Genomic DNA, 18,654 nt, shown 5'->3' on the forward strand with positions numbered 1-18,654 from the left:
CTTCATGTGAGTGTCGCCCTGCTCGAGCGAGCCGTCAGCTACACCCTCGGCAGCCTGGTGCTGGCCGAGCCGGCGGCGATGGGCAACCGGACACCCTGCGCGCAGTGGGATCTGCGCGCGTTGCTGGCGCACATGGACGACTCCTTGCTGGCCTTGGCCGAGGCCGCCGACCTGGGCCACATCGACCTGCCGGGCGGCGATGACCTGCCTGGTGACGGCGTGCTTGGTGACGGCCGGCTCGATGACGGCCTGCTTGGTGGCGGCCTGCGTGGTGACGGCCGGCTCGGTGGCGTCGGCTCGCGCCTGGGCGGCTCCGGCGGCGATCCGGTGGCGCGCCTGCGGTGGCGCGCCTGCCGCCTGATCGGCGCGTGGTCGCAGAGCGCCCGGTGCCCGATGCCGGTGGGGGTCGGGGAGGCGTGGCTGGCGCGGGAGGTGGTGGCGGGGGTGGGCGCCCTCGAGGTGGCGGTGCACGGCTGGGACGTGGCCCGCGCCTGCGGCGGTGACCGCCCGCTGCCCGATCGGCTGGCGCGCGAGCTGCTGGAACTCGCCGTGGTGTTCGTCGCCGACGACGACCGCCCGCACCGCTTCCATCCGCCGGTACGGCCGGCCTCACCTGCGACTTCGTCCGATCGTTTACTCGGCTTCCTCGGCCGGTCGCCTTGACAAATATATTTTTCAAGGCCACCCTGTGAGGCATGCACGACATCGCGGTGATCGAAGATCCGGCCGCCGCCGAGGCGTCGCTCGACCCGATGCGCACCCGGCTGCTGGCCGAACTGGCCGAGCCCGGATCGGCCACCACACTGGCCGCCAAGGTCGGGCTCGCCCGGCAGAAGGTCAACTACCACCTGAAGACGCTGGAGAAGCACGGCCTCGTCGAACTCGTCGAGGAGCGCAAGAAGGGCAACTTCACCGAACGGGTCATGCGGGCCTCCGCGGCCTCCTACGTGATCTCGCCCAGCGCGCTCAGCGCCGTCCAGCCCGACCCGGCCCACGCACCCGACCAGCTCTCGGCCCGCTGGCTGCTCGCCCTCGGCGCCCGCATGGTGCGCGAGGTCGGCGCGCTGCTCACCGGCGCCGCCAAGGCCAGGAAGCGCGTGGCCACCTTCGCCCTGGACGCGGAGGTGCGCTTCGCCTCCGCGGCCGATCGGGCCGCCTTCACCGAGGAACTCGCGCAGGCGGCAGCCGTCCTCATCGGCAAGTACCACAGTCAAGAAGGGCGCGATCACCGGCTGCTGATCGCCGTCCACCCGGCCGTCAAGGAGCCAGAGCATGGGTAAGGATTTCAGGATCGAGAAGGAAGCCGAGCTTCAGGCCGGCCCCGAGCAGGTCTGGGACGCCATAGCCACCGGCCCCGGGCTGAGCTCGTGGATGTTCCCCTTCGCCGTCGAACCCGGCGTGGGCGGCACCATGCGCCTCGACCTCGAGGACTACACCGAGGAATCCGCCATCACCGGCTGGGACCCGCCGCACCGCCTCGCCGTACGGGGGAGCGAGGGCGAGGACGGCACCGTCATGGCCTACGAGTACCTCATCGAAGGCCGCGACGGCGGCACCACCGTCCTGCGCTTCATCCACTCCGGCCACCTGGGCGACGGCTGGGGCGACGAGTACCTCGCCAACCTCGGCAGCGGCTGGGACCAGTACTTCTTCACCCTCGCCCAGTACTTCCTGCACTTCCCCGGCCGCACCGCCGCCTACGTGCTGGCCGAAGGCCCCAAGGGCGTGAAGGACCCGTGGCCCAGGCTCAGCGCCGCCCTCGGCGTCCCCGCCGACGTCGCTCCGGGCGATCCGGTACGGCTGGCGCCCACAGGAGCCGAAGGCGTGACCGACTACGTGGTCCGGGAGGGGGACGCGGGCTTCCTCCTGGGCGTGCGCTCCCCGGACGCCTTCTACCGCTTCTACGGCAAGGGCGACGGCGTCGACCTGGCCGTCCACCTGTTCGGCGGCGACGACCCGAAGGAGGAGGCCAGGGTCTGGAAGGCGTTCCTGGAGGCGCTTTCCTAGTCCGCCTTCCCCAGGTGGTAGGCGCCGGCCCCGCCGTACAGGAACCAGTCGCCGGCGGCCCAGGCGGGGCCGTCCAGTTCGCGGACCGTGTCGATACGGGGATCCAGCACCACGGCCGCCCGATCGGTGGAGTAGACGACCAGGTTGGCCCCCGCGGTCAGCCTGGCCGGGCCGTCCGGCACGCCGAGGCTCGGGCGGGGCTTCCACGTCGTCCGGTCGAGCCTGTGCAGCATGTCGTTCTTGGCCCAGGCGAAGATGTGCCGGTTGACGGCGGCCCGCCAGTCACGGCCGGACATGTCCTCCTGGATCGGGCGTTCGGTGATGATCTGCCCGGTCTCCAGGTTGAGCACGCGGACCACCTTGTCGTTCGACGGCTCGACGACGAACGCCTCCGGGTGGTCGACGGCGACCACCTCGCCCAGCACCGTCTTGCCGTGGTCGGGCAGAAGCGCCCCTCGCGCGCAGCCCTTGGCCGCCCAGGGCTGCAGCATCGGGTCGTGGGCGACGATGACGCCCTTGCTCACCCACACCCCCGAGTCCTTCGCCACACCCTGGGGGCTGATGGTCAGCATCTGGCCCTGGGCGTCGCGGCAGAGCAGATCGAAGTCCCGGGCCCAGGTGCGTACCCCGCCCGGTCCCGCTGCCACGCCGGTGCCGGTTTCGGACTTTCCGGCGCTGATGCGGGTCAGGCGGCCGTCGCCGGGAGCGGCCTCCCACAACTCGCCGTCCGGTGTACGGCCGACCACGGTGCCGTCCTCGCCCAGGAAGTCGGGGACGAAGGGCTTACCGGTGGGAGTGGTCGCCTGGATCGTGGTCGTGGGGCCGGGGGAGGGGGTGCCCGCCGGGGGCGTCGTCTGGAGGGGCGGGCAGTCGTCGGGGGGTTGTCTCGTGGCGTTGAGGGTGATCGTCGGGAGGTCGGCCGGGTCGATGGTGCTCTCCACCACGTCGGGCAGCATCGTGAAGGTGGCTTCCGCCGCCGGCGGGAGGAAGCGATCCGTGGTGGAGGTGGGCTTCTTCGAGGGCGGGATCGGTGGGGTGATATCGGCGGGAGTCGTGGTTGGTGGCGGCGGTGGGGTGGTGTCGGCGGGAGTCGTGGGTGGGGTCGGGTTCGGCGGAGGGGTCGGGTCGGGCGAGAAGGTGTTCGGGGGAGGTTCGGTGGCGGTGATGGTCGGGAGGGTGATGCACGGAGGCGGGGAGGCGGGGGAAGACGGCGGTGTCGCCGACGTGATGGCCGCGCTGGACGTGCGGTCGGCGGCCAACTGGTTCAGCGTGACCGGGATCGCCGCCACCAGCACCGCCGTGCCCGCGGCCGCCGCCGCGACCAGCATCCTGCGCCGCCGGCGCCGTGCCGCCACCTCCCGGTGCACCCGGTGTGCCAGTGAGGGGGACGGCTCGCCGTACACCTCACTGAGCCGCCCGAGCCGGGCGAACAACTCGCGATCATCCATGACCGGCCTCCTCGCGCTCCATAGCCGCCCGTAACTTCGCCAGGGCTCTGGACGCCTGGCTCTTGACCGTCCCCCGTGAGCAGCCCAGCAGGGTGGCGATCTCCTGCTCGCTGCGTTCCTCGACGTAGCGCAGCACGAGTACGGCCCGCATCCGCGGCGGCAGCGTGGCCAGCCGCGTGTGGAGTTCGGCGTCGGCCAGTACCAGTTCCAGCGCCTGGTCCTCGCGCGCGGGCTCGGGCGGCGCCGCGACGCTGACCTCGCGCAGGGGGCGGCGCCAGCGGTTGGCCATGATGCGCAGCATGGCGGTGCGCACGTAGCCCTCCGGGTCGTCCTTGCGCCGTACTCGCCGCCAGGACAGTCCGGTGCGCGTCAGCGCCTCCTGGACCAGGTCCTCGGCATCGTGCCGATCGCCGGTGAGCACGAGCGCGTAGCGGAACAGCGCCCCCAGCCGGTCCGCGACGAAGCTCTCGAACGTCACCGTGTCGTCCACGTCCCCAAGGACACACCGGCACCCGCCGAGGTTGCATCCTTTCCCGCGGACCAGTGATTCATCATCGCTATCATCGCCACATGGTGATGAACGGCGGTGTCCGCACGCAGGTCGCCGCGCCCCCGGCCCGGCCCGGCACCCGCTGCTCATGACCTACCGCGGCTGGGTCTCCATCGCCCCCGGCCGCCTCTACTACGGCGGCCGGATCACCCCCGGCGACCTCCACACCCACTACGCCGCCCAACTGCTCATCGGCCCCGGACTGGTCCTGCGAGACGCCGCCGGCGACTCCCGCCCGCTTCCCGCCGCCCTCATCCCGGCCAACACACCCCACGCCATCGTCTCCGGTACGTCAACCGGCCTCCTCGCCCTGATCGACCCCGCCCAGACAGGCGTGCCAGGGTGGCTGAGAGACCCGCGCGGCGGGCCTCCCCGGGACGGGCGACCGCCGGAAGGACATTCCGCCGCCTCCTGGGCGGTCGATCTCGACCCGCCCACCCGCTTCGACCTGCCGGCCCTTATCGCTCTGGTGGACGACCTGACCGGGACGCCGCCGGGCGGGCGGCACCCCGCGCTCGTGGCCGCTCTGGAGGTCGTCGCCCGTACCCTGCCCGCACCGGTACGGCTGGCCGCCGTGGCCCATGCCGTACACCTGTCGGAGAGCCGGCTGGCACACCTGTTCACCGGGGAACTCGGCCTGCCCTTCCGCCCCTACGTGTTGTGGGAGCGGCTACGGGTGGCGCTGACCTCCACGGCCCAGGGCGCCTCGCTGACCACGGCCGCGCACGAAGCCGGATTCGCCGACGCGGCCCACCTGACCCGCACCGTCCGCCGCATGATGGGCGACACCCCTTCGGCCCTGGCCACCGGCGTCCGCTGGCTCCCCTTCCCGTCGCGGGGATAGCAGGTTCGTTCAAGCCTGCCGGTGGCCGAGACGGGCAATCTGACCAGCGTGATTATCGTGATTGGCGCCGGTCAGGCGGGGCTTGCGGCAGGGCGGGAGCTTCGGCTGGCCGGACATGAGGTGCTTCTGCTGGAGGCGCGGTCCCGGCTCGGCGAGACCTGGCGACACCGCTGGGATTCCCTGCGCCTGTTCACTCCCGCCCGCTTCAGCGCGTTGCCCGGTCTGCCCTTTCCCGCTGCCCCCGGCCACTACCCGGACAAGGACGAGGTGGCCGCCTATCTGGAGGTGTACGCGGCGCACTTCGGCCTCCCCATTCGTCTCGGCAGCCCGGTCACTCGGCTGCGCCGTACCGCGGACGGTCTGTTCGAGGTTCAGGTCGGGAGGGTGGACGATCGCTTCACCGCGTCCGGGGTCCTGGTGGCCACGGGACCCTTTCAGCGTCCCCACGTGCCGGACCTGGCCCTGCCCGAGACGATCACCGGGTTGCACAGCAGCGCCTACCGCGGCCCCGCCCAACTCCCGGACGGCCCCGTGCTGGTGGCGGGCGCGGGGAATTCGGGGGTGCAGATCGCCGCCGAACTGGCCGCCACCCGGACGGTCACGCTCGCGGCCGGGGGGCGGCAGGCCGTGGCGCCGCAGCGTGTGATGGGGGCCGACATCTTCACCTGGTTGTCGTTGTCCGGCCTGGTCAGGGCGCCGGTCTCGGGTGCTGTCGGGCGGTGGATGAGGAAGCGTGATCCCCTGATCGGCATGGGTCCCCGGCACCTGCGGCGGCGGGGGGTGCGGGTTACCGGGCGGGTGGTTTCCGTCGATGGGCGGTTCGTGCGCACTGCCGATGGGCAGCGGCTGGCGCCGGCCGTGGTGATCTGGGCTACGGGTTACCGTTCCGACTATTCGTGGTTGCAGGTGGCCGGCGCCCTGTCGGACGGGCTTCCGGTGCACGAGGAGGGCGTGAGCCCGATCCCCGGTCTGGTGTATGCCGGCCTGCCGTTCCAGCGCAGTCGTGGCTCGGCGCTGCTCGGCTGGGTGGGTGAGGACGTGGCCCGGGTGGTCGGGCGGCTCGTGGATCGCCCGGGCGGGCGGAGTTGAGCGTCCGGGCTGGCAGAGATGGGTGGGGGCAGGGGTGGGTTTCTGCGTACAAATCGGGATATGTTGGGGCGGTTTTGGGTGCACGGTTAACTGGAATGGGTGCGTGTAATCAGGGGATTTCGCCAGTGGCCTCGACGGTTTGCCGTCTGATGTGAGAATCTCAGAATTCGTGGCTTTCTGGGGATTGTCCCGAAAGACGTTCGGTACATGAACGTGGCGCGCTATTGCACGGGCGGTGCGTATTGCCCGTGCGGCAAGGGAGGCGGTGATCCCATGCGAGATCCAGAACCCGTTCTCAGGTCCCCCCGGCGGAAATTCGGCGCATATCTCCGCGAATACCGAACGGCGGTGGATATGCGACAAAAGGATCTGGCTGACGCGCTGGGCTGGTCGTTGTCGAAGATCAGCATGGTGGAGCGCGGCGAACGTCCGGCCGACGAGGAGTTCGCGAGGCAGGCCGACCGCGCGCTGCAGGCGGGCGGGGCGCTGCTGGCGCTCTGGCGGGAGACGGCCGACTCCGCCGCGCGCTGGCCGGTCTGGGTGGCGCGGCTGGTCGAGATCGAGCAGCGCGCGGACATGCTCCGGGTCTGGCAGCCCCTTCTCGTGCCGGGGCTGCTCCAGACGGAGGAATATGCGCGCGCCGTCTTCCGCGGCAAACCGGGCACCACCCCTGATCTCGTGGAAAAGGATGTTGCAACCCGAATGGAGCGACAAAGCATCATAAAAGCGGAAAGTGGGCCTATCCTGCGCGTGGTCCTGGACGAGGGAGTGCTGACCCAGCCCATCGGCAGCGAGGCCGTGATGGCGGAGCAGATGGCGCACCTCGCGGCGATGGACGAGCATCCACGAGTCAACATCCATGTCCTTCCGCGAGATTCCTGGGTGACCACCGGCCTGCAAGGGTCGTTCATCCTCGCCAGCATGTCTGGAATGCCGGATATGGCGTACATAGAGTCGATTACCTTGAGCCAGATCACCGCGGACGCCGCATACGTGCTGGAAACCAAGTCGAGGTTCGAGGTGCTGCACGGCGACGCGTTGTCCCGCCGGGCCTCGCTGCAGCTGATCAAGGAGATGGAGCGCCGATGGACGTGACCCCGGAGCAGTTGCGCGACGCGACGTGGCGCAGGGCGACTCGTTCGGGGGACGCCGGGGACTGCCTGGAAGTCGCGCCTCTGCCCGGCGGCCGCGTCGGCATCCGGGATTCGGAGCACCCCGAGATCGGGCCCTTCGTGGTCAGCGGGTCGGTGTGGCGGGCCTTCGTCGACGGCGCCAGGAAGGGCGAGTTCGACTTCTGAGGAGCCCGCTCACCGCTTGCGGATATCCGGGCATGTCCGTGTGCACCATCATGGCGATGACCGTGGGCACCGACCCATCCCGGAGCGGCAGCCGCTCGGCGTCGGCCTGGACGAGGGACAGGCGGCCCCGGGCAGGCCGCAACCGGTGCCATGACCTCGCCTCCCCAACGATCGTGCGTCACCCACGTCGAGAACGACGCTAACGGCGGATCCGGCCCCCGTCCGTCGAGTCAGCCATCGGCGGATTCCTCCTCGTGCAGGGTGGCGAGCACCTGGGCGCCGAACTTGGCCAGCTTGTTCTCCCCGACCCCGCTGACCGTGCCCAGCTCGGGCAGGGTCGTGGGGTTGAGGGTGGCGATCTCGCGCAGCGTGGCGTCGTGGAAGATGACGTACGCGGGCACGCCCTGCTCCTTGGCCGTCGCGGCGCGCCAGGCACGCAGCCGTTCGAAGACGGGGCCCGCCTCGGCGGGGAGGTCGGCCTGGCGGGCGGCGGCTTTGGCCTTCACGCCACGGCCGGCCGGGCGGGGTTTCAGGTCGCGGCGCAGGTTCACCTGATCCTGGCCACGCAGGACGCCGCCGCTCCTGTCGGTGAGGACCAGGGTGCCGTGGGCGGGTTCGACGGCCAGGATGCCCTGGGCCAGGAGCTGGCGGACGATGCCGTGCCACTCCGCCGACGACAGGTCCTGGCCCACGCCGAACACGGTCAGGCTGTCGTGACCGAACTGCTCCACCTTGGCGGTCTTCTTGCCGAGCAGGATGTCCACGATCTGGCCCACGCCGAACTTCTGGCCGCGTTCCTTGGCCAGCCGGTAGACCGTGGACAGCACCTTCTGGGCGGGGACGGTGGCGTCCCACGTCTCGGGCCGGCTGTGGCAGGTGTCGCAGTTGCCGCACGGGCCGGTGCCCTTTTCGCCGAAGTAGTCCAGCAGCATCACGCGGCGGCAGGTCACGGTCTCACACAGGGCGAGCATGGCGTCGAGATGCAGCGCCTGGCGGCGGCGGTGCGCCTCGTCGCCTTCGAGCGCCAGCTTGCGGTGCTGGACGACGTCCTGCAGGCCGTACGCCATCCAGGCGGTGGCGGGCAGGCCGTCGCGGCCCGCGCGGCCGGTCTCCTGGTAGTAGCCCTCCAGCGACTTCGGCAGGTCGAGGTGGGCCACGAAGCGCACGTCGGGCTTGTCGATGCCCATGCCGAAGGCGATGGTGGCCACGACGGTCAGGCCCTCCTCGCGCAGGAAGCGAGCCTGGTGGAGGGCGCGGACACGGGCGTCGAGACCGGCGTGGTAGGGGATGGCGGCGATGCCGTGGTCGGACAGGAACTCGGCGATCTTCTCGGCGGAGGAGCGGGACAGGCAGTAGACGATTCCGGCGTCGTCGGGGTGCTCGGTGCGGATGAAGTCGAGGAGCTGGCGTTTCGGATCGCTCTTGGGGGCGATGCGGTACTGGATGTTGGGGCGGTCGAAGCTGGCCACGAAGTGGCGGGCCGCGTCGAGGCCGAGGCGGCTGGAGATCTCCTGATGGGTCTCCGGGGTGGCGGTGGCGGTCAGCGCGATGCGGGGCACGTTGGGCCAGCGCTCGTGCAGGCCGGAGAGCATGAGGTAGTCGGGGCGGAAGTCGTGGCCCCACTGGGATACGCAGTGGGCCTCGTCGATGGCGAACAGGGCGATCTCCCCCTTTTCCAGGAGGCGGATCGTGGAGTCGACCCTCAGCCGCTCGGGGGCGAGGTAGAGCAGGTCGAGGTCGCCGGCCAGGAAGGCGGCCTCGACCTCCTGGCGTTCGCCGAAGTCCTGGGTGGAGTTGAGGAAGCCCGCGCGCACGCCCAGCGCGGTCAGGGCGTCGACCTGGTCCTGCATCAGCGCGATCAGCGGGGAGACGACCACGCCCACGCCCGGTCTGACCAGGGCGGGGATCTGGTAGCACAGCGACTTGCCGCCGCCGGTCGGCATGAGGACGAGCGCGTCGCCGCCGGCCACGACGGTTTCGATGATCTCCTGCTGGCCGGGCCGGAAGGAGTCGTAGCCGAAGACGCGGTGCAGAACCTCCAGGGGCGTATCCATGCGGCTACCTTACGTGACGACGGGGACGGGGTCAGGGCGTTCGCCCACGGCGATCGTAGGCGATCAGCCCGACAGTTCCGGCGATACAGCAGAATGCGACGGCCCCCATGGCGAGCTCGAACCCCATCAGCGCCGCCAGCGGTGGTGCCACCGCCTTGGCCACGGTGATCGGCAGGGCCAGGGCCCCGCTGATGGAGGCGTAGGCGGCCGTGCCGTACCTCTCGGCGAGCAGGGCGGGCCTGGCGAGGGTCGCGACGCCGAAGCCCAGCCCGAACAGGACCACCGCGGCGATCGCGCCGGAGGTGCTGCGGCCGAGGAAGAGCAGCAGAAGCGCGGCCACGCCCTGCAGGGCGAAGACGGTGGCGGCCACGAGCGCGATGCGGTAGCGGCCCTGCAATCCGGTGGTGACCACGCGACCGGTCACCGAGAGCACACCGAGCAGCCCGGCGACGGTGGCGGCGAAGAGCGGAGGGTGGCCCAGCGTGATCAGGTAGGTCACGAGCAGCACGCCCATCACGGCCACCGCGCCCGTCTGCGCCAGGAACGCCACCACCAGCAGCCAGAACGGGCGCTCGCGCAGGGCCGCGCCGACGGCCGCGCGGGTGGGCGGCGGCCGCTCCACGGTCCGCCTGCGCACCGCGAACCAATGCAGGGGTACGGCCGGCAGCCCGTACCCGACGGCCAGCACGACCAGTGCCGTCCGCCAGCCGTACCGGTCGACGAGGAAGCCCGTGACCGGCAGGAAGATGCTGGAGGCGAAGCCGGCGACGATCGTGACGGCGAGCAGGGCCCGCGGCCGCCGCGCCGCGTCGAACCAGGCGACGATCACCGCGAAGGCGGCCTCGTAGAGCACCATTCCCGACGCGAGCCCGAGCACCGCGCAGACGAGGTACAGCTGCGGCAGGTTCTGCACCTGCGACCAGGCCAGCACGGCGCCCGCGGCGAGGGCGGAGCCGAGCGTCATGAGGCCGCGCCCGCCGTGGCGGTCGAGCCAGCCGCCGACCAGCGGCGCCACGAGCCCGGACACGAGCACGGAGAGCGTGAGCGCGCCGGCGAGCTGGGGCACGCTCGCCCGAAGCTCCGCCGACATCGGCGTAATAAAGACTGAGAAAGCGTAGTAAAGAACGCCGAAACCAGCGGTCTGAGTGATCGCCAGCGCGGCGATCATCCGCATTCCTTCGGGCTCGGGAAGCGCCGGCCGTGCGGAACGCGCAAACCCGCGCCGATCCTCAACGATCACGTAAAGAACCCTGCCCCCGGATAAATCCGTCCATGTGGTGAGATAGAGCACACTATGGCTTACGTCGTAACAGGCGGCAGCAACGGCATCGGCCTGGCCATCGTCCACCGGCTGCCGGGCCGGGTCGTCGTCATCGACCGCGCCCTCCCGGCGGAGCGGGACGACCGCGTGACCACCATCGTCGGCGACGCCGCCGACGAGCGGACGGCCATGGAAGCGGCCGCCAGAGCCGCCCCCCTCGAGGGCTGGGTCAACAACGCCGCCGTCTTCGGCGACGCGTCGGTGCACGACGCGCCGATCGCGGAGGTCCGCCGCCTGATCGCCGCCAACCTCGACCTCGCCGTCGTGGGCTGCGCGATCGCGGTCCGGGCCTTCCTCGCCCAGGGTACGGCCGGCGCCATCGTCAACCTGACCTCCCACCAGGCCGCGCGGGCGGTGCCCGGCGCCCTGCCGTACGCCACGGCCAAGGCCGCCGTCGAGGGCCTGACCAGGGCCTTGGCGGTGGAGTACGGCAGGCGCGGGATCCGGGTCAACGCCGTGGCCCCGGGCTCGGTGGCCACGGGCAGGTACGCGCGCCTGGTCACCCCGGAGGTGGAGCGGGAGATGGCCCGCCTGCACCCGATCGGCAGGGTGGCCGAGGCGGATGAAATCGCGCGGGTGGTGGCGTTCCTGTTGTCGGAGGCGGCCTCGTTCGTCAACGGCGCGACGGTCCCGGTGGACGGCGGCAGGACGGCCCTCGGATTCGACCCCGAAGCACGGGAATGAAAACCATTGCCACGTGGTTGAGGCGGCCATGAAGAAGAACCTGCACCCCGCGTACCGTCCCGTCGTCTTCCGTGACAAGAGCGCGGACTACGCCTTCCTCACCCGGTCGACCCGCATCAGCGAGCAGACGATCGAGTGGACCGACGGCAACACCTACCCGGTGGTGGACGTGGACGTCTCCTCGGCCAGCCACCCCTTCTACACCGGCCGCGGCCGCATCCTGGACACCGCGGGCCGGGTCGAGCGCTTCCAGCAGCGCTACGGCAAGAAGTGAGTCACGGGGCGAACCGCCCCAGGTCCGACCGGGTGGGAAGCGTCTCCCACTCGCTGGCTCCCGTGGTGGCGGCGGCGCTCAGCGCGGCGCCCCGCTGGAGGCGTTCCGGCGGCGTGAGCCCGTCCAGCGCGGCGGAGATGTAGCCGGCCGCGAACGCCTCCTCCGACCCGGCCACGTCCACGATCGGCACCTGTGTCCGCGGCACGTCGTAGCGCATGCGGTCGGCCCGGACGCTGAAGCCCTTCGCGCCCCGGCTGACGACCACCTCCCGCTCCGCGGTGAGCGCGGGTTTGACCAGGTCCAGCTCGTCCTGGCTGACGAACAGCAGGTGGGAGGCGCAGGCCAGCTCGCCGAGCACCTCCTCGGCCGTGCGCACCGACGGCCACAGCGAGGGCCGGTAGGTGACCGCGAAGGAGATGAGCGCCTCGGCGTTGCGCGCGGCGTTGACCGCGATGCGGACCGCCTCCAGGCAGTCGTGGCTGAGCGCCGCGGTGGTGCCGGTGACGTGCAGAAGCCGCGCGGACCCGATCCGGTCGATGGGGACGTTGCCCGGCGCCAGCCGGGTTCCGGCGGAGCCGCCGTGATAGTAGGAGGTCAGGCCGGGGTAGCCGACCCTGGACTCCTTCAGCAGCAACCCCGTGGTGGCGCTGTCGTCCACCCGCGTGTCGGCGATGTCCACGCCCTCGCCGCGCAGCACGGACAGCGCCCGCGCGCCCAGCTCGTCCGCGCCCACCTTGCCGAGGAAGGCCACCCGGTGCCCGAGCCGTGCCAGCCCGACGGCCAGGGAGAACTCCGGCCCGCACACGTCGAGCCTGGCCTCGCTGTCATGACGGACCCGGCCGCTGGAGACGACACCCATGGCGGCGCCCAGGGTGTACACATCGCTCATGGGGCCCGACTGTAGCCGCCCATAACGGATTTTTCTGCTCCACCCCAGGTCAACCGCATGGTCAAAAGTTTCTTGTCACTTTGGCCAACTTTCTTCTCGCTTCACGCCTCCAAGTAAGTGAGGAAACCGGCTATCCCGAGACGGTTTCAGAGCACTGAGAGGATTAGCACCCTCATGAAGAAGATCGCAGTCGGCGTCGTTTCCGCCATGGTCGGTGGGGCGATGCTGCTGACCGGGGGCACTGCAACCGCCCAGACGCGGGCGGCTTCCGTCGAGATTCAGGACATCTCGCCCAACCCTGTCGTAGTCCCCAAGGGCGGCGAGACGACCGCTTACATCAAGGTCAACGCCAGCAGCGACATCGAGAAGGTGACCGTCAAGGTCCGCCCCGAGGGCAACACCTTCCGCGCGCTGACCGACAAGACCGTCAACCACCAGAGCTGGCGCTTCTCCACCGTCTTCAACGACAACGACTACGACGGCAAGTGGAGCGCGATCGCCGAGGCGTTCAACAAGGACGGCAAGAAGGTCGCCGAGGACACCGCGTACTTCTCGGTCGACGTCGAGGAGGGCGGCAAGTCCGACACCCGGATCACCCGGTTCAACGCCGACCCGTACAAGGTCCGTAAGGGCAAGAACATCTACTTCTCCGGCCGCCTCCAGGTCGACGACGACGGCTGGGAGGGTGTCCGCGGCGAGAAGGTGGACATCTACTACCGCGCCAACGGCCACAGCGGCTGGAAGTGGGTCGCCTCCGGCAAGACGCAGTGGGGCGGCAAGTTCTACGCCAAGACGCGTGCCTGGAAGTCCGGCACCTTCAAGGCCGTCTACGAGGGCAGCGACGAGCTGAACAGCTCCGAGAGCGGCCGCGACTACGTGCGGGTCGTGCGCTGGCACTAAGCCCCGATAGTCACCTGTGAGAGCCCGGTCCCGGAAGGGGCCGGGCTCTTCGCATGGACAGGCGCGTAAAGGTTCGTGAGGGCCACTGTGCGGTAGCACACAGTTATGGACCTGCTCAAGGACTACGATCCGTTCGCCATCTTCGACGCCGAGGCCGACCGGCTCGACGTGTTCTTCTCCGGCCTCGACGCCGCGGACTGGGAGCGGCCCACGCGCTGCGCGGGGTGGTCGGTGCGCGACGTGCTGGCCCACCTGGCCGGCGAGGAACTGTACAACCACGCCGCCCTGGACGGCATCGTCCAGCAGCTCATGGCCGGTCTCGCGGCCGAGGGCATCACGGGCTTCAACGAGTTCAACGAGTGGTGTGTACGGCAGCGCCGCGGCGTGCCCGTGGGCCAGGTCCTGGCGGAGTGGCGGGAGAAGAACGGCGAGACGCGGGCCCGCATGCGCGCCCTGGGCCGTGACGCCACCCTCGACACGCTCGTCGGCCCCTACCCGGTCGGCTCGCAGACCTTCCACTACGACTCGGAGTACGCCACCCACGCCGACGACATCGGTGCTCCGGTCGGCGAGGAGGAGTTCCACGACCGGACGCTGTGGCGGGTGGCGGTGGGCCGCTTCGCCCTGGCCGAGCACGACACGAAGATTCAGGTCGAACAGACCGCCGACCAGATCTGGGTGAACGCGGGCGACCTCAGCGCCGGGCTGTCCTACCCCGAGTTCGTCAACGCGACCGTGGGCAGAGCGAGTCCGGAGACCGATCCCCGGCTCGCCGAGGCGTTGCGGTGCCTGGCCTGAAGGGAGGCCGATCATGTGGTTGCGTGACAGGGAGGGTACGGAGCCGGTGAACGCGCGCAGCCCGGTGCGCCTTCGCCGGATCCTGTCGGTGATCGCCCTGGTGGCGGGGGTGGCCTTGGCCGCCTTCTTCGCCTGGAGGGCGAAGGTGACGGGGGAGGAGGTGTGGAGCTGGGAGGCGGTGATCGCCGCCGCCGTGGCGCTGGTGGCCGCGGGTGACATCATGCTGCTGCGCCGCCGCAAGTGAACGCAAACGATGGTAATTTCTTGCGCTGATCGTCGTATGATTTGCGCATGACGCGACGACTGGCAGAGGTGGCCAAGAAGGTCGGAGTGAGCGAGGCGACCGTGAGTCGCGTGCTCAACGGCAAGCCCGGGGTGTCGGAGGCGACGCGGGAGGCGGTGCTGACCGCCCTCGACGTGCTCGGGTACGAGCGGCCCAGCCAGTTGCGCGGCGACCGGGCGAGGCTGGTCGGCCTGGTGCTGCCCGAGTTGCAGAACCCGATCTTCCCCGCCTTCGCGGAGGTGGTCGGCGGGGCGCTGGCGCAGCAGGGGTTCACCTCGCTGCTGTGCACCAGGACCGTCGGCGGGGTGACGGAGGCGGAGTACGTCGATCTGCTGTTGCAGCAGCAGGTCAGCGGCGTGGTCTTCGCCGGCGGCCTCTACGCCCAGGCCGACGCCGCGCACGGCCACTACGAGCTGCTGCTGGAGCGCAAGCTGCCCACGGTGCTGGTCAACGCGGCCGTCGGGCACCTCGGCTTCCCGCAGGTCTCCTGCGACGACACCGTGGCCGCCGAGATGGCGCTCGGCCACCTGCGGGCGCTCGGCCACGAGCGGGTGGGCATGGTGCTCGGCCCGGCCGACCACGTCCCCTCGCGGCGCAAGCTCGCCGCCTTCCTCGACGGCGGCGGCGACCCCGCGCTGGTCGAGCAGACGATGTTCTCGCTGGAGGGCGGGCACGCGGCGGCGGCGCGGCTGGTCGGGCGCGAGGTGACCGGCATCGTGTGCGCCAGCGACCTGCTCGCGCTGGGCGCGGTGCGCGCGGCGCGGCGGGCGGGCCGCTCGGTACCCGAGGACGTCTCGGTCATCGGCTTCGACGACTCGGCGCTCATGAACTGCACCGACCCGCCCCTGACCACCGTGCGCCAGCCCATCGACGCCATGGGCAGGGCGGCGGTCGACCTGCTGGTCGCGCAGATCGGCAAGGCCGCCGTGCCCGCCGACGAGCTGCTGTTCGAGCCCGAGCTCGTGGTGAGGGCCTCGACCGCCCGCGCCTAATCGTTATCTTGCATATATCTGTCGAGTTATTGCAGCCTTCTGTCCGCGAACCTATCGTGTGGGCCACACCACGGGATCGCACCAGAAGGGTCAGATCCATGCACAGCACTCGCAGAGCCATGGCGCTGTTTCTCGTCGCAGGACTGGCGGGACCGGCGGCATGTGGCACGACAACCCCCTCGGCGACCACCGAGGGCAAGGTGACGATCAAGGTGGCGTGCCAGCCCGCCAAGAGCGACCCCCGCAACCGCAAGGTCTGGGACGACGACGTCGCCGCCTTCCAGAAGCTGCACCCGGACGTCACGGTCGTCAGCACCGACCAGCAGCCGTGCTTCGACCCCAAGACGTTCGGGCCCAAGCTGGCCGGCGGCCAGATGGAGACCGTCTTCCGGGTCCCGGTGACCAACACCCAGGACGTCATCGCCAAGGGCCAGGCCCGCGACATCACCGGCCTGACCGGCGAGATCAAGAACTTCGGCGACTTCTCGCCCGCCACCATGACCCCCTACAGCGCGGGCGGGAAGATCTACGGCATCCCGACCAGCACCTACAGCGTCGGCCTGGTCTACAACCGTACGCTGTTCCAGCGGGCGGGGCTCGACCCGGACACCCCGCCCAAGACCTGGGCCGAGGTGCGCGAGGCGGCCAAGAAGATCGCCGCCCTCGGCCCCGGCCACGTCGGCTACGGCGAGTACAGCGGCGGCAACACCGGCGGCTGGCACTTCAACCAGGCCATCTACGGCCGCGGCGGCGAGATGGTCACCGCGGATGGCAAGCAGGCCGCCTTCAACAGCCCCGAAGGCAAGGCCGTCCTGCAGTTCCTCAAGGACCTGCGCTGGAGCGACAACAGCATGGGCACCAAGCTCCTGGTCGGCTGGGAGTCGCTCATGCAGGCCATGGGCAGCGGCAAGACCGGCATGATGCTCGGCGCCCCCGACGTCGTGCCCGATCTGGTCAACAAGTTCAGCGGCCAGTTCGCCGACTACGGCATCGGGCCCTTCCCCGAGGGGAAGGCGTCGCTGTCCGGCGGCGAAGGCTTCATGATCAACCCGAAGGCCACCCCCGAAGAGGCCAAGGCCGGGCTGCAGTGGATCGACTTCTACTGGACCACGCCCGGCCGGGGCGTCTTCGACTACGAGCGGGCCAAGACCATCGGCAACCCCGTCGGCCTGCCCAACAACACGCTCTTCGGCGACTCGCCCTCCGGCAAGAAGATCACCGAGCTGCAGAAGCAGTTCGCCACGCTGCCGGTGGCGAACTTCCAGCCGTTCACGGACGGCTCGGCGGCCATTCCCGCCAAGCTGGAGCCGCCCAAGGCGCAGGAGCTCTACGCCATCCTGGACGTGGCCATGTCGGCCGTGCTCAGCCGTAGGGACGCCGACATCGACAAGCTGCTGGCCGACGCGGCGAGCAAGGCCAACACGATCCTGGCCAAGAACTGATGCTGATCGCCGATGCCGGGACGCGGCGGCGGGCGCACGTGCCGTCGCGCCTCGGCCGCTCCCTCCGGCGCAACCTCACCGCCTACGGATTCCTGTGCGCCGCCCTGGCGTGCTTCGCGGTCTTCGCCTGGTATCCGATGGTGCGCACGTTCATCCTGAGCTTCCAGCAGACGAACCTCATCGACGAGCCGGCCTGGGTGGGGCTGGAGAACTTCCGAACCGTGGTGGCCGACCCCGCCTTCGGCGAAGCCTGGCTCAACACGCTGGAGTTCACCGTCCTGGCCCTGCTGTGCGGGTACGTGGTGCCGTTCGCGATCGCGATCGTGCTCAACGAGCTGCGCCACGCCCGCGCCTACCTGCGCTTCGTGGTCTACCTGCCGGTCATGCTGCCGCCGATCGTCTCGGTGCTGATGTTCCGGTGGTTCTTCGACCCGGGGCCTGGGCTGTTCAACCAGATCCTGGCCGTCTTCGGCATCCCCGGGGCGGCCTGGCTCGACTCGACCGGCACCGCGCTGATCTCGCTGGTGATCGTCTCCACCTGGATGAACCTGGGCAGCGGCACGCTCATCTACCTGGCCGCGCTGCAGAACATCCCCGGCGAGCTCTACGAGGCCGCCGAACTGGACGGCGCCGGGATCTGGCGGCGGATCCGGCACATCACGATCCCGCAGACCAAGCTGATCCTGCTGCTCATGCTGATGCTGCAGATCGTGGCCACCATGCAGGTGTTCATCGAGCCGTTCATGCTCACACTCGGCGGCCCGGAGAACGCCACGCTGACCGTCGCCTACCTCATGTACCAGTACGCCTTCGTCTACGGCGGCAACTACGGCGCCGGCGGCGCGCTCGGCCTCATGCTCATGACCGTGCTGCTCGCCTTCGCCGTCGTGCAGCTGCGTCTCACCCGCCAGGAGCGGCGATGACGACGCGCACGATCATCTCGCCCCTCCAGCTCAACTCCCGGTGGGGCCGCCGCCTGTACTGGCTGGTCCTGATCACGGTGCTGGTGACCTTCACGCTCGCGTTCGTCTTCCCGCTCTACTGGATGATCACCGGGGCGATGAAGACGGGCGAGGAGATCGCCCAGATGCCGCCCACGCTCTTCCCGGCCAGCCCGAGCCTGGACGCCTTCCTGGAGGCGTGGGAGCTGTTCGACATCGGCACGCTCCTGCGCAACACCGGCGTCTACGCGCTCGGCGCCTGGGCCTTCACCATGGTCATCGACGTCACCGCGGCGTTCGCGCTGTCGAAGCTGCGGCCGGTGTTCGGCGGATTCATCCTCGGCGCGATGCTGGCCACGCTGATGATCCCGCCGATGGTCGTGCTCATCCCGCTGTACGTCACGGTCGTGGACTTCGGCCTGCTCAATACGCCGTGGGCCATCTGGCTCCCGGCCGCGGTCAACGGGTTCAACATCTTCCTGCTCAAGCGGTTCTTCGACTCGATCCCTCGCGAGCTGCTCGAAGCCGCCGAAATCGACGGCGGCGGCCCGCTGCGCCTCCTGTGGTCGGTCGTGCTGCCCGTCTCGCGGCCCATCCTCGGCGTCGTCTCCATCTTCACCGTGGTCAACGTCTTCCGGGACTTCGTCTACCCGTTCCTCGTCCTGTCCGACAGCGACAAGATGACGGTCTCCGTGGGCCTGTCCCAGACGGCCGGCCAGGTGACCCAGAACGCGATCATGGGCGGCCTGGTCATCGCCAGCATCCCGGCCGTCATCGTGTTCTTCCTGTTCCAGCGGCACATCATGGCGGGCCTCACCGCCGGAAGCATCAAGGGGTAAC

General features: G+C 70.1%; 21 protein-coding genes. 16 read left to right on the forward strand and 5 right to left on the reverse strand.

Annotation, left to right across the window (positions count from 1 at the left end):
- The first annotated feature begins 6 nt into the window (after window positions 1-6).
- Genes FVE25_RS49010 through FVE25_RS49020 form a run of 3 tightly spaced genes read left to right on the forward strand, consistent with a single transcriptional unit; the run spans window position 7 to window position 2,007 of the window.
- On the forward strand, window positions 7-663 hold the full coding sequence (locus FVE25_RS49010; RefSeq protein ID WP_157249800.1) for a DinB family protein: 657 nt from the start codon (window positions 7-9) through the stop codon (window positions 661-663).
- 32 nt (window positions 664-695) lie between these two features.
- Window positions 696-1,280, forward strand: a complete 585-nt coding sequence (locus FVE25_RS49015) for an ArsR/SmtB family transcription factor (RefSeq protein WP_157249801.1) — start codon at window positions 696-698, stop codon at window positions 1,278-1,280.
- Window positions 1,273-2,007, forward strand: a complete 735-nt coding sequence (locus FVE25_RS49020; RefSeq protein WP_157249802.1) for an SRPBCC domain-containing protein — start codon at window positions 1,273-1,275, stop codon at window positions 2,005-2,007. The genes FVE25_RS49015 and FVE25_RS49020 overlap by 8 nt, the downstream gene beginning before the upstream one ends.
- Here FVE25_RS49020 and FVE25_RS49025 read toward each other — a convergent pair.
- Window positions 2,004-3,455 carry a hypothetical protein gene (locus FVE25_RS49025; RefSeq protein WP_157249803.1) on the reverse strand — a complete coding sequence of 484 codons (1,452 nt, stop codon included), beginning with the start codon at window positions 3,453-3,455 and terminating at the stop codon, window positions 2,004-2,006. The two genes, FVE25_RS49020 and FVE25_RS49025, sit on opposite strands and share 4 nt — an antisense overlap.
- Window positions 3,448-3,945 carry a SigE family RNA polymerase sigma factor gene (locus FVE25_RS49030; RefSeq protein ID WP_246267480.1) on the reverse strand — a complete coding sequence of 166 codons (498 nt, stop codon included), beginning with the start codon at window positions 3,943-3,945 and terminating at the stop codon, window positions 3,448-3,450. Before FVE25_RS49030 ends, FVE25_RS49025 begins: the two co-directional genes overlap by 8 nt.
- Before the next feature lie 148 nt (window positions 3,946-4,093).
- Here FVE25_RS49030 and FVE25_RS49035 point away from each other — a divergent pair, with 148 nt between their 5' ends.
- The 4 genes from FVE25_RS49035 (at window position 4,094) to FVE25_RS49050 (ending at window position 7,236) form a co-directional block, all read left to right on the forward strand.
- Window positions 4,094-4,849, forward strand: coding sequence for a helix-turn-helix transcriptional regulator (locus FVE25_RS49035; protein WP_157249805.1), 756 nt, complete (start codon window positions 4,094-4,096; stop codon window positions 4,847-4,849).
- A 48-nt stretch (window positions 4,850-4,897) separates the two neighbouring features.
- Window positions 4,898-5,938 (forward strand): flavin-containing monooxygenase, encoded by a 1,041-nt coding sequence (locus FVE25_RS49040; RefSeq protein ID WP_219825653.1) that lies wholly within the window; start codon window positions 4,898-4,900, stop codon window positions 5,936-5,938.
- Between the two features lie 273 nt (window positions 5,939-6,211).
- On the forward strand, window positions 6,212-7,033 hold the full coding sequence (locus FVE25_RS49045) for a helix-turn-helix domain-containing protein (protein ID WP_281367903.1): 822 nt from the start codon (window positions 6,212-6,214) through the stop codon (window positions 7,031-7,033).
- The gene (locus tag FVE25_RS49050; RefSeq protein WP_157249807.1) at window positions 7,024-7,236 is read left to right on the forward strand and encodes a DUF397 domain-containing protein; all 213 of its coding nucleotides are present in this window, start codon (window positions 7,024-7,026) and stop codon (window positions 7,234-7,236) included. Before FVE25_RS49045 ends, FVE25_RS49050 begins: the two co-directional genes overlap by 10 nt.
- Window positions 7,237-7,466: 230 nt before the next feature.
- Here the strand turns inward: FVE25_RS49050 and recQ are convergent, their stop codons facing one another.
- Together recQ and FVE25_RS49060 are read right to left on the reverse strand one after the other, a co-directional pair.
- Window positions 7,467-9,290 (reverse strand): DNA helicase RecQ, encoded by a 1,824-nt coding sequence (gene recQ / locus FVE25_RS49055; RefSeq protein ID WP_157249808.1) that lies wholly within the window; start codon window positions 9,288-9,290, stop codon window positions 7,467-7,469.
- A 31-nt stretch (window positions 9,291-9,321) separates the two neighbouring features.
- Window positions 9,322-10,464 carry an MFS transporter gene (locus FVE25_RS49060; protein WP_343046166.1) on the reverse strand — a complete coding sequence of 381 codons (1,143 nt, stop codon included), beginning with the start codon at window positions 10,462-10,464 and terminating at the stop codon, window positions 9,322-9,324.
- 120 nt (window positions 10,465-10,584) lie between these two features.
- Between FVE25_RS49060 and FVE25_RS49065 the strand changes: the two genes are divergently transcribed.
- Window positions 10,585-11,295: an SDR family NAD(P)-dependent oxidoreductase gene (locus FVE25_RS49065; protein ID WP_157249810.1), complete on the forward strand. Its 711-nt coding sequence runs from the start codon at window positions 10,585-10,587 to the stop codon at window positions 11,293-11,295.
- Window positions 11,296-11,323: 28 nt separating this feature from the next.
- Window positions 11,324-11,569 carry a type B 50S ribosomal protein L31 gene (locus tag FVE25_RS49070; protein WP_157249811.1) on the forward strand — a complete coding sequence of 82 codons (246 nt, stop codon included), beginning with the start codon at window positions 11,324-11,326 and terminating at the stop codon, window positions 11,567-11,569.
- 1 nt (window position 11,570) lies between these two features.
- Here FVE25_RS49070 and FVE25_RS49075 read toward each other — a convergent pair whose 3' ends face one another.
- Entirely contained in the window at window positions 11,571-12,458 is an 888-nt protein-coding gene (locus tag FVE25_RS49075; protein ID WP_157249812.1) for a sugar kinase, read from the reverse strand.
- A 174-nt stretch (window positions 12,459-12,632) separates the two neighbouring features.
- Here FVE25_RS49075 and FVE25_RS49080 point away from each other — a divergent pair, with 174 nt between their 5' ends.
- From FVE25_RS49080 to FVE25_RS49110, 7 genes are all read left to right on the forward strand, one after another.
- Complete coding sequence (locus tag FVE25_RS49080; protein WP_157249813.1) at window positions 12,633-13,358, forward strand: hypothetical protein; 726 nt, start codon at window positions 12,633-12,635, stop codon at window positions 13,356-13,358.
- A gap of 105 nt (window positions 13,359-13,463) precedes the next feature.
- Complete coding sequence (locus tag FVE25_RS49085; protein ID WP_157249814.1) at window positions 13,464-14,156, forward strand: maleylpyruvate isomerase family mycothiol-dependent enzyme; 693 nt, start codon at window positions 13,464-13,466, stop codon at window positions 14,154-14,156.
- 13 nt (window positions 14,157-14,169) lie between these two features.
- Window positions 14,170-14,400 (forward strand): DUF6343 family protein, encoded by a 231-nt coding sequence (locus FVE25_RS49090; protein ID WP_157249815.1) that lies wholly within the window; start codon window positions 14,170-14,172, stop codon window positions 14,398-14,400.
- Between the two features lie 47 nt (window positions 14,401-14,447).
- Window positions 14,448-15,431, forward strand: coding sequence for a LacI family DNA-binding transcriptional regulator (locus FVE25_RS49095; RefSeq protein WP_157249816.1), 984 nt, complete (start codon window positions 14,448-14,450; stop codon window positions 15,429-15,431).
- 98 nt (window positions 15,432-15,529) lie between these two features.
- Window positions 15,530-16,873 (forward strand): ABC transporter substrate-binding protein, encoded by a 1,344-nt coding sequence (locus FVE25_RS49100; protein WP_157249817.1) that lies wholly within the window; start codon window positions 15,530-15,532, stop codon window positions 16,871-16,873.
- Window positions 16,873-17,796, forward strand: a complete 924-nt coding sequence (locus tag FVE25_RS49105; RefSeq protein WP_157249818.1) for a carbohydrate ABC transporter permease — start codon at window positions 16,873-16,875, stop codon at window positions 17,794-17,796. Before FVE25_RS49100 ends, FVE25_RS49105 begins: the two co-directional genes overlap by 1 nt.
- Window positions 17,793-18,653, forward strand: a complete 861-nt coding sequence (locus FVE25_RS49110) for a carbohydrate ABC transporter permease (protein WP_157249819.1) — start codon at window positions 17,793-17,795, stop codon at window positions 18,651-18,653. The genes FVE25_RS49105 and FVE25_RS49110 overlap by 4 nt, the downstream gene beginning before the upstream one ends.
- Window position 18,654: the final 1 nt, after the last annotated feature.

This window comes from Nonomuraea typhae, from assembly GCF_009760925.1.
Classification (GTDB): Bacteria; Actinomycetota; Actinomycetes; order Streptosporangiales; family Streptosporangiaceae; genus Nonomuraea; species Nonomuraea typhae.

Excerpts from the sequence above, each read along its gene's own strand:
- FVE25_RS49015 (WP_157249801.1), top strand. The coding sequence starts at position 696 with ATGCACGACATCGCGGTGATCGAAGATCCGGCCGCCGCCGAGGCGTCG.
- FVE25_RS49020 (WP_157249802.1), top strand. The coding sequence starts at position 1,273 with ATGGGTAAGGATTTCAGGATCGAGAAGGAAGCCGAGCTTCAGGCCGGC.
- FVE25_RS49025 (WP_157249803.1), bottom strand. The coding sequence starts at position 3,455 with ATGGATGATCGCGAGTTGTTCGCCCGGCTCGGGCGGCTCAGTGAGGTG.
- FVE25_RS49035 (WP_157249805.1), top strand. The coding sequence starts at position 4,094 with ATGACCTACCGCGGCTGGGTCTCCATCGCCCCCGGCCGCCTCTACTAC.
- FVE25_RS49045 (WP_281367903.1), top strand. The coding sequence starts at position 6,212 with ATGCGAGATCCAGAACCCGTTCTCAGGTCCCCCCGGCGGAAATTCGGC.
- FVE25_RS49050 (WP_157249807.1), top strand. The coding sequence starts at position 7,024 with ATGGACGTGACCCCGGAGCAGTTGCGCGACGCGACGTGGCGCAGGGCG.
- recQ (WP_157249808.1), bottom strand. The coding sequence starts at position 9,290 with ATGGATACGCCCCTGGAGGTTCTGCACCGCGTCTTCGGCTACGACTCC.
- FVE25_RS49060 (WP_343046166.1), bottom strand. The coding sequence starts at position 10,464 with ATGCGGATGATCGCCGCGCTGGCGATCACTCAGACCGCTGGTTTCGGC.
- FVE25_RS49065 (WP_157249810.1), top strand. The coding sequence starts at position 10,585 with ATGGCTTACGTCGTAACAGGCGGCAGCAACGGCATCGGCCTGGCCATC.
- FVE25_RS49070 (WP_157249811.1), top strand. The coding sequence starts at position 11,324 with ATGAAGAAGAACCTGCACCCCGCGTACCGTCCCGTCGTCTTCCGTGAC.
- FVE25_RS49075 (WP_157249812.1), bottom strand. The coding sequence starts at position 12,458 with ATGAGCGATGTGTACACCCTGGGCGCCGCCATGGGTGTCGTCTCCAGC.
- FVE25_RS49080 (WP_157249813.1), top strand. The coding sequence starts at position 12,633 with ATGAAGAAGATCGCAGTCGGCGTCGTTTCCGCCATGGTCGGTGGGGCG.
- FVE25_RS49085 (WP_157249814.1), top strand. The coding sequence starts at position 13,464 with ATGGACCTGCTCAAGGACTACGATCCGTTCGCCATCTTCGACGCCGAG.
- FVE25_RS49090 (WP_157249815.1), top strand. The coding sequence starts at position 14,170 with ATGTGGTTGCGTGACAGGGAGGGTACGGAGCCGGTGAACGCGCGCAGC.
- FVE25_RS49095 (WP_157249816.1), top strand. The coding sequence starts at position 14,448 with ATGACGCGACGACTGGCAGAGGTGGCCAAGAAGGTCGGAGTGAGCGAG.
- FVE25_RS49100 (WP_157249817.1), top strand. The coding sequence starts at position 15,530 with ATGCACAGCACTCGCAGAGCCATGGCGCTGTTTCTCGTCGCAGGACTG.
- FVE25_RS49105 (WP_157249818.1), top strand. The coding sequence starts at position 16,873 with ATGCTGATCGCCGATGCCGGGACGCGGCGGCGGGCGCACGTGCCGTCG.
- FVE25_RS49110 (WP_157249819.1), top strand. The coding sequence starts at position 17,793 with ATGACGACGCGCACGATCATCTCGCCCCTCCAGCTCAACTCCCGGTGG.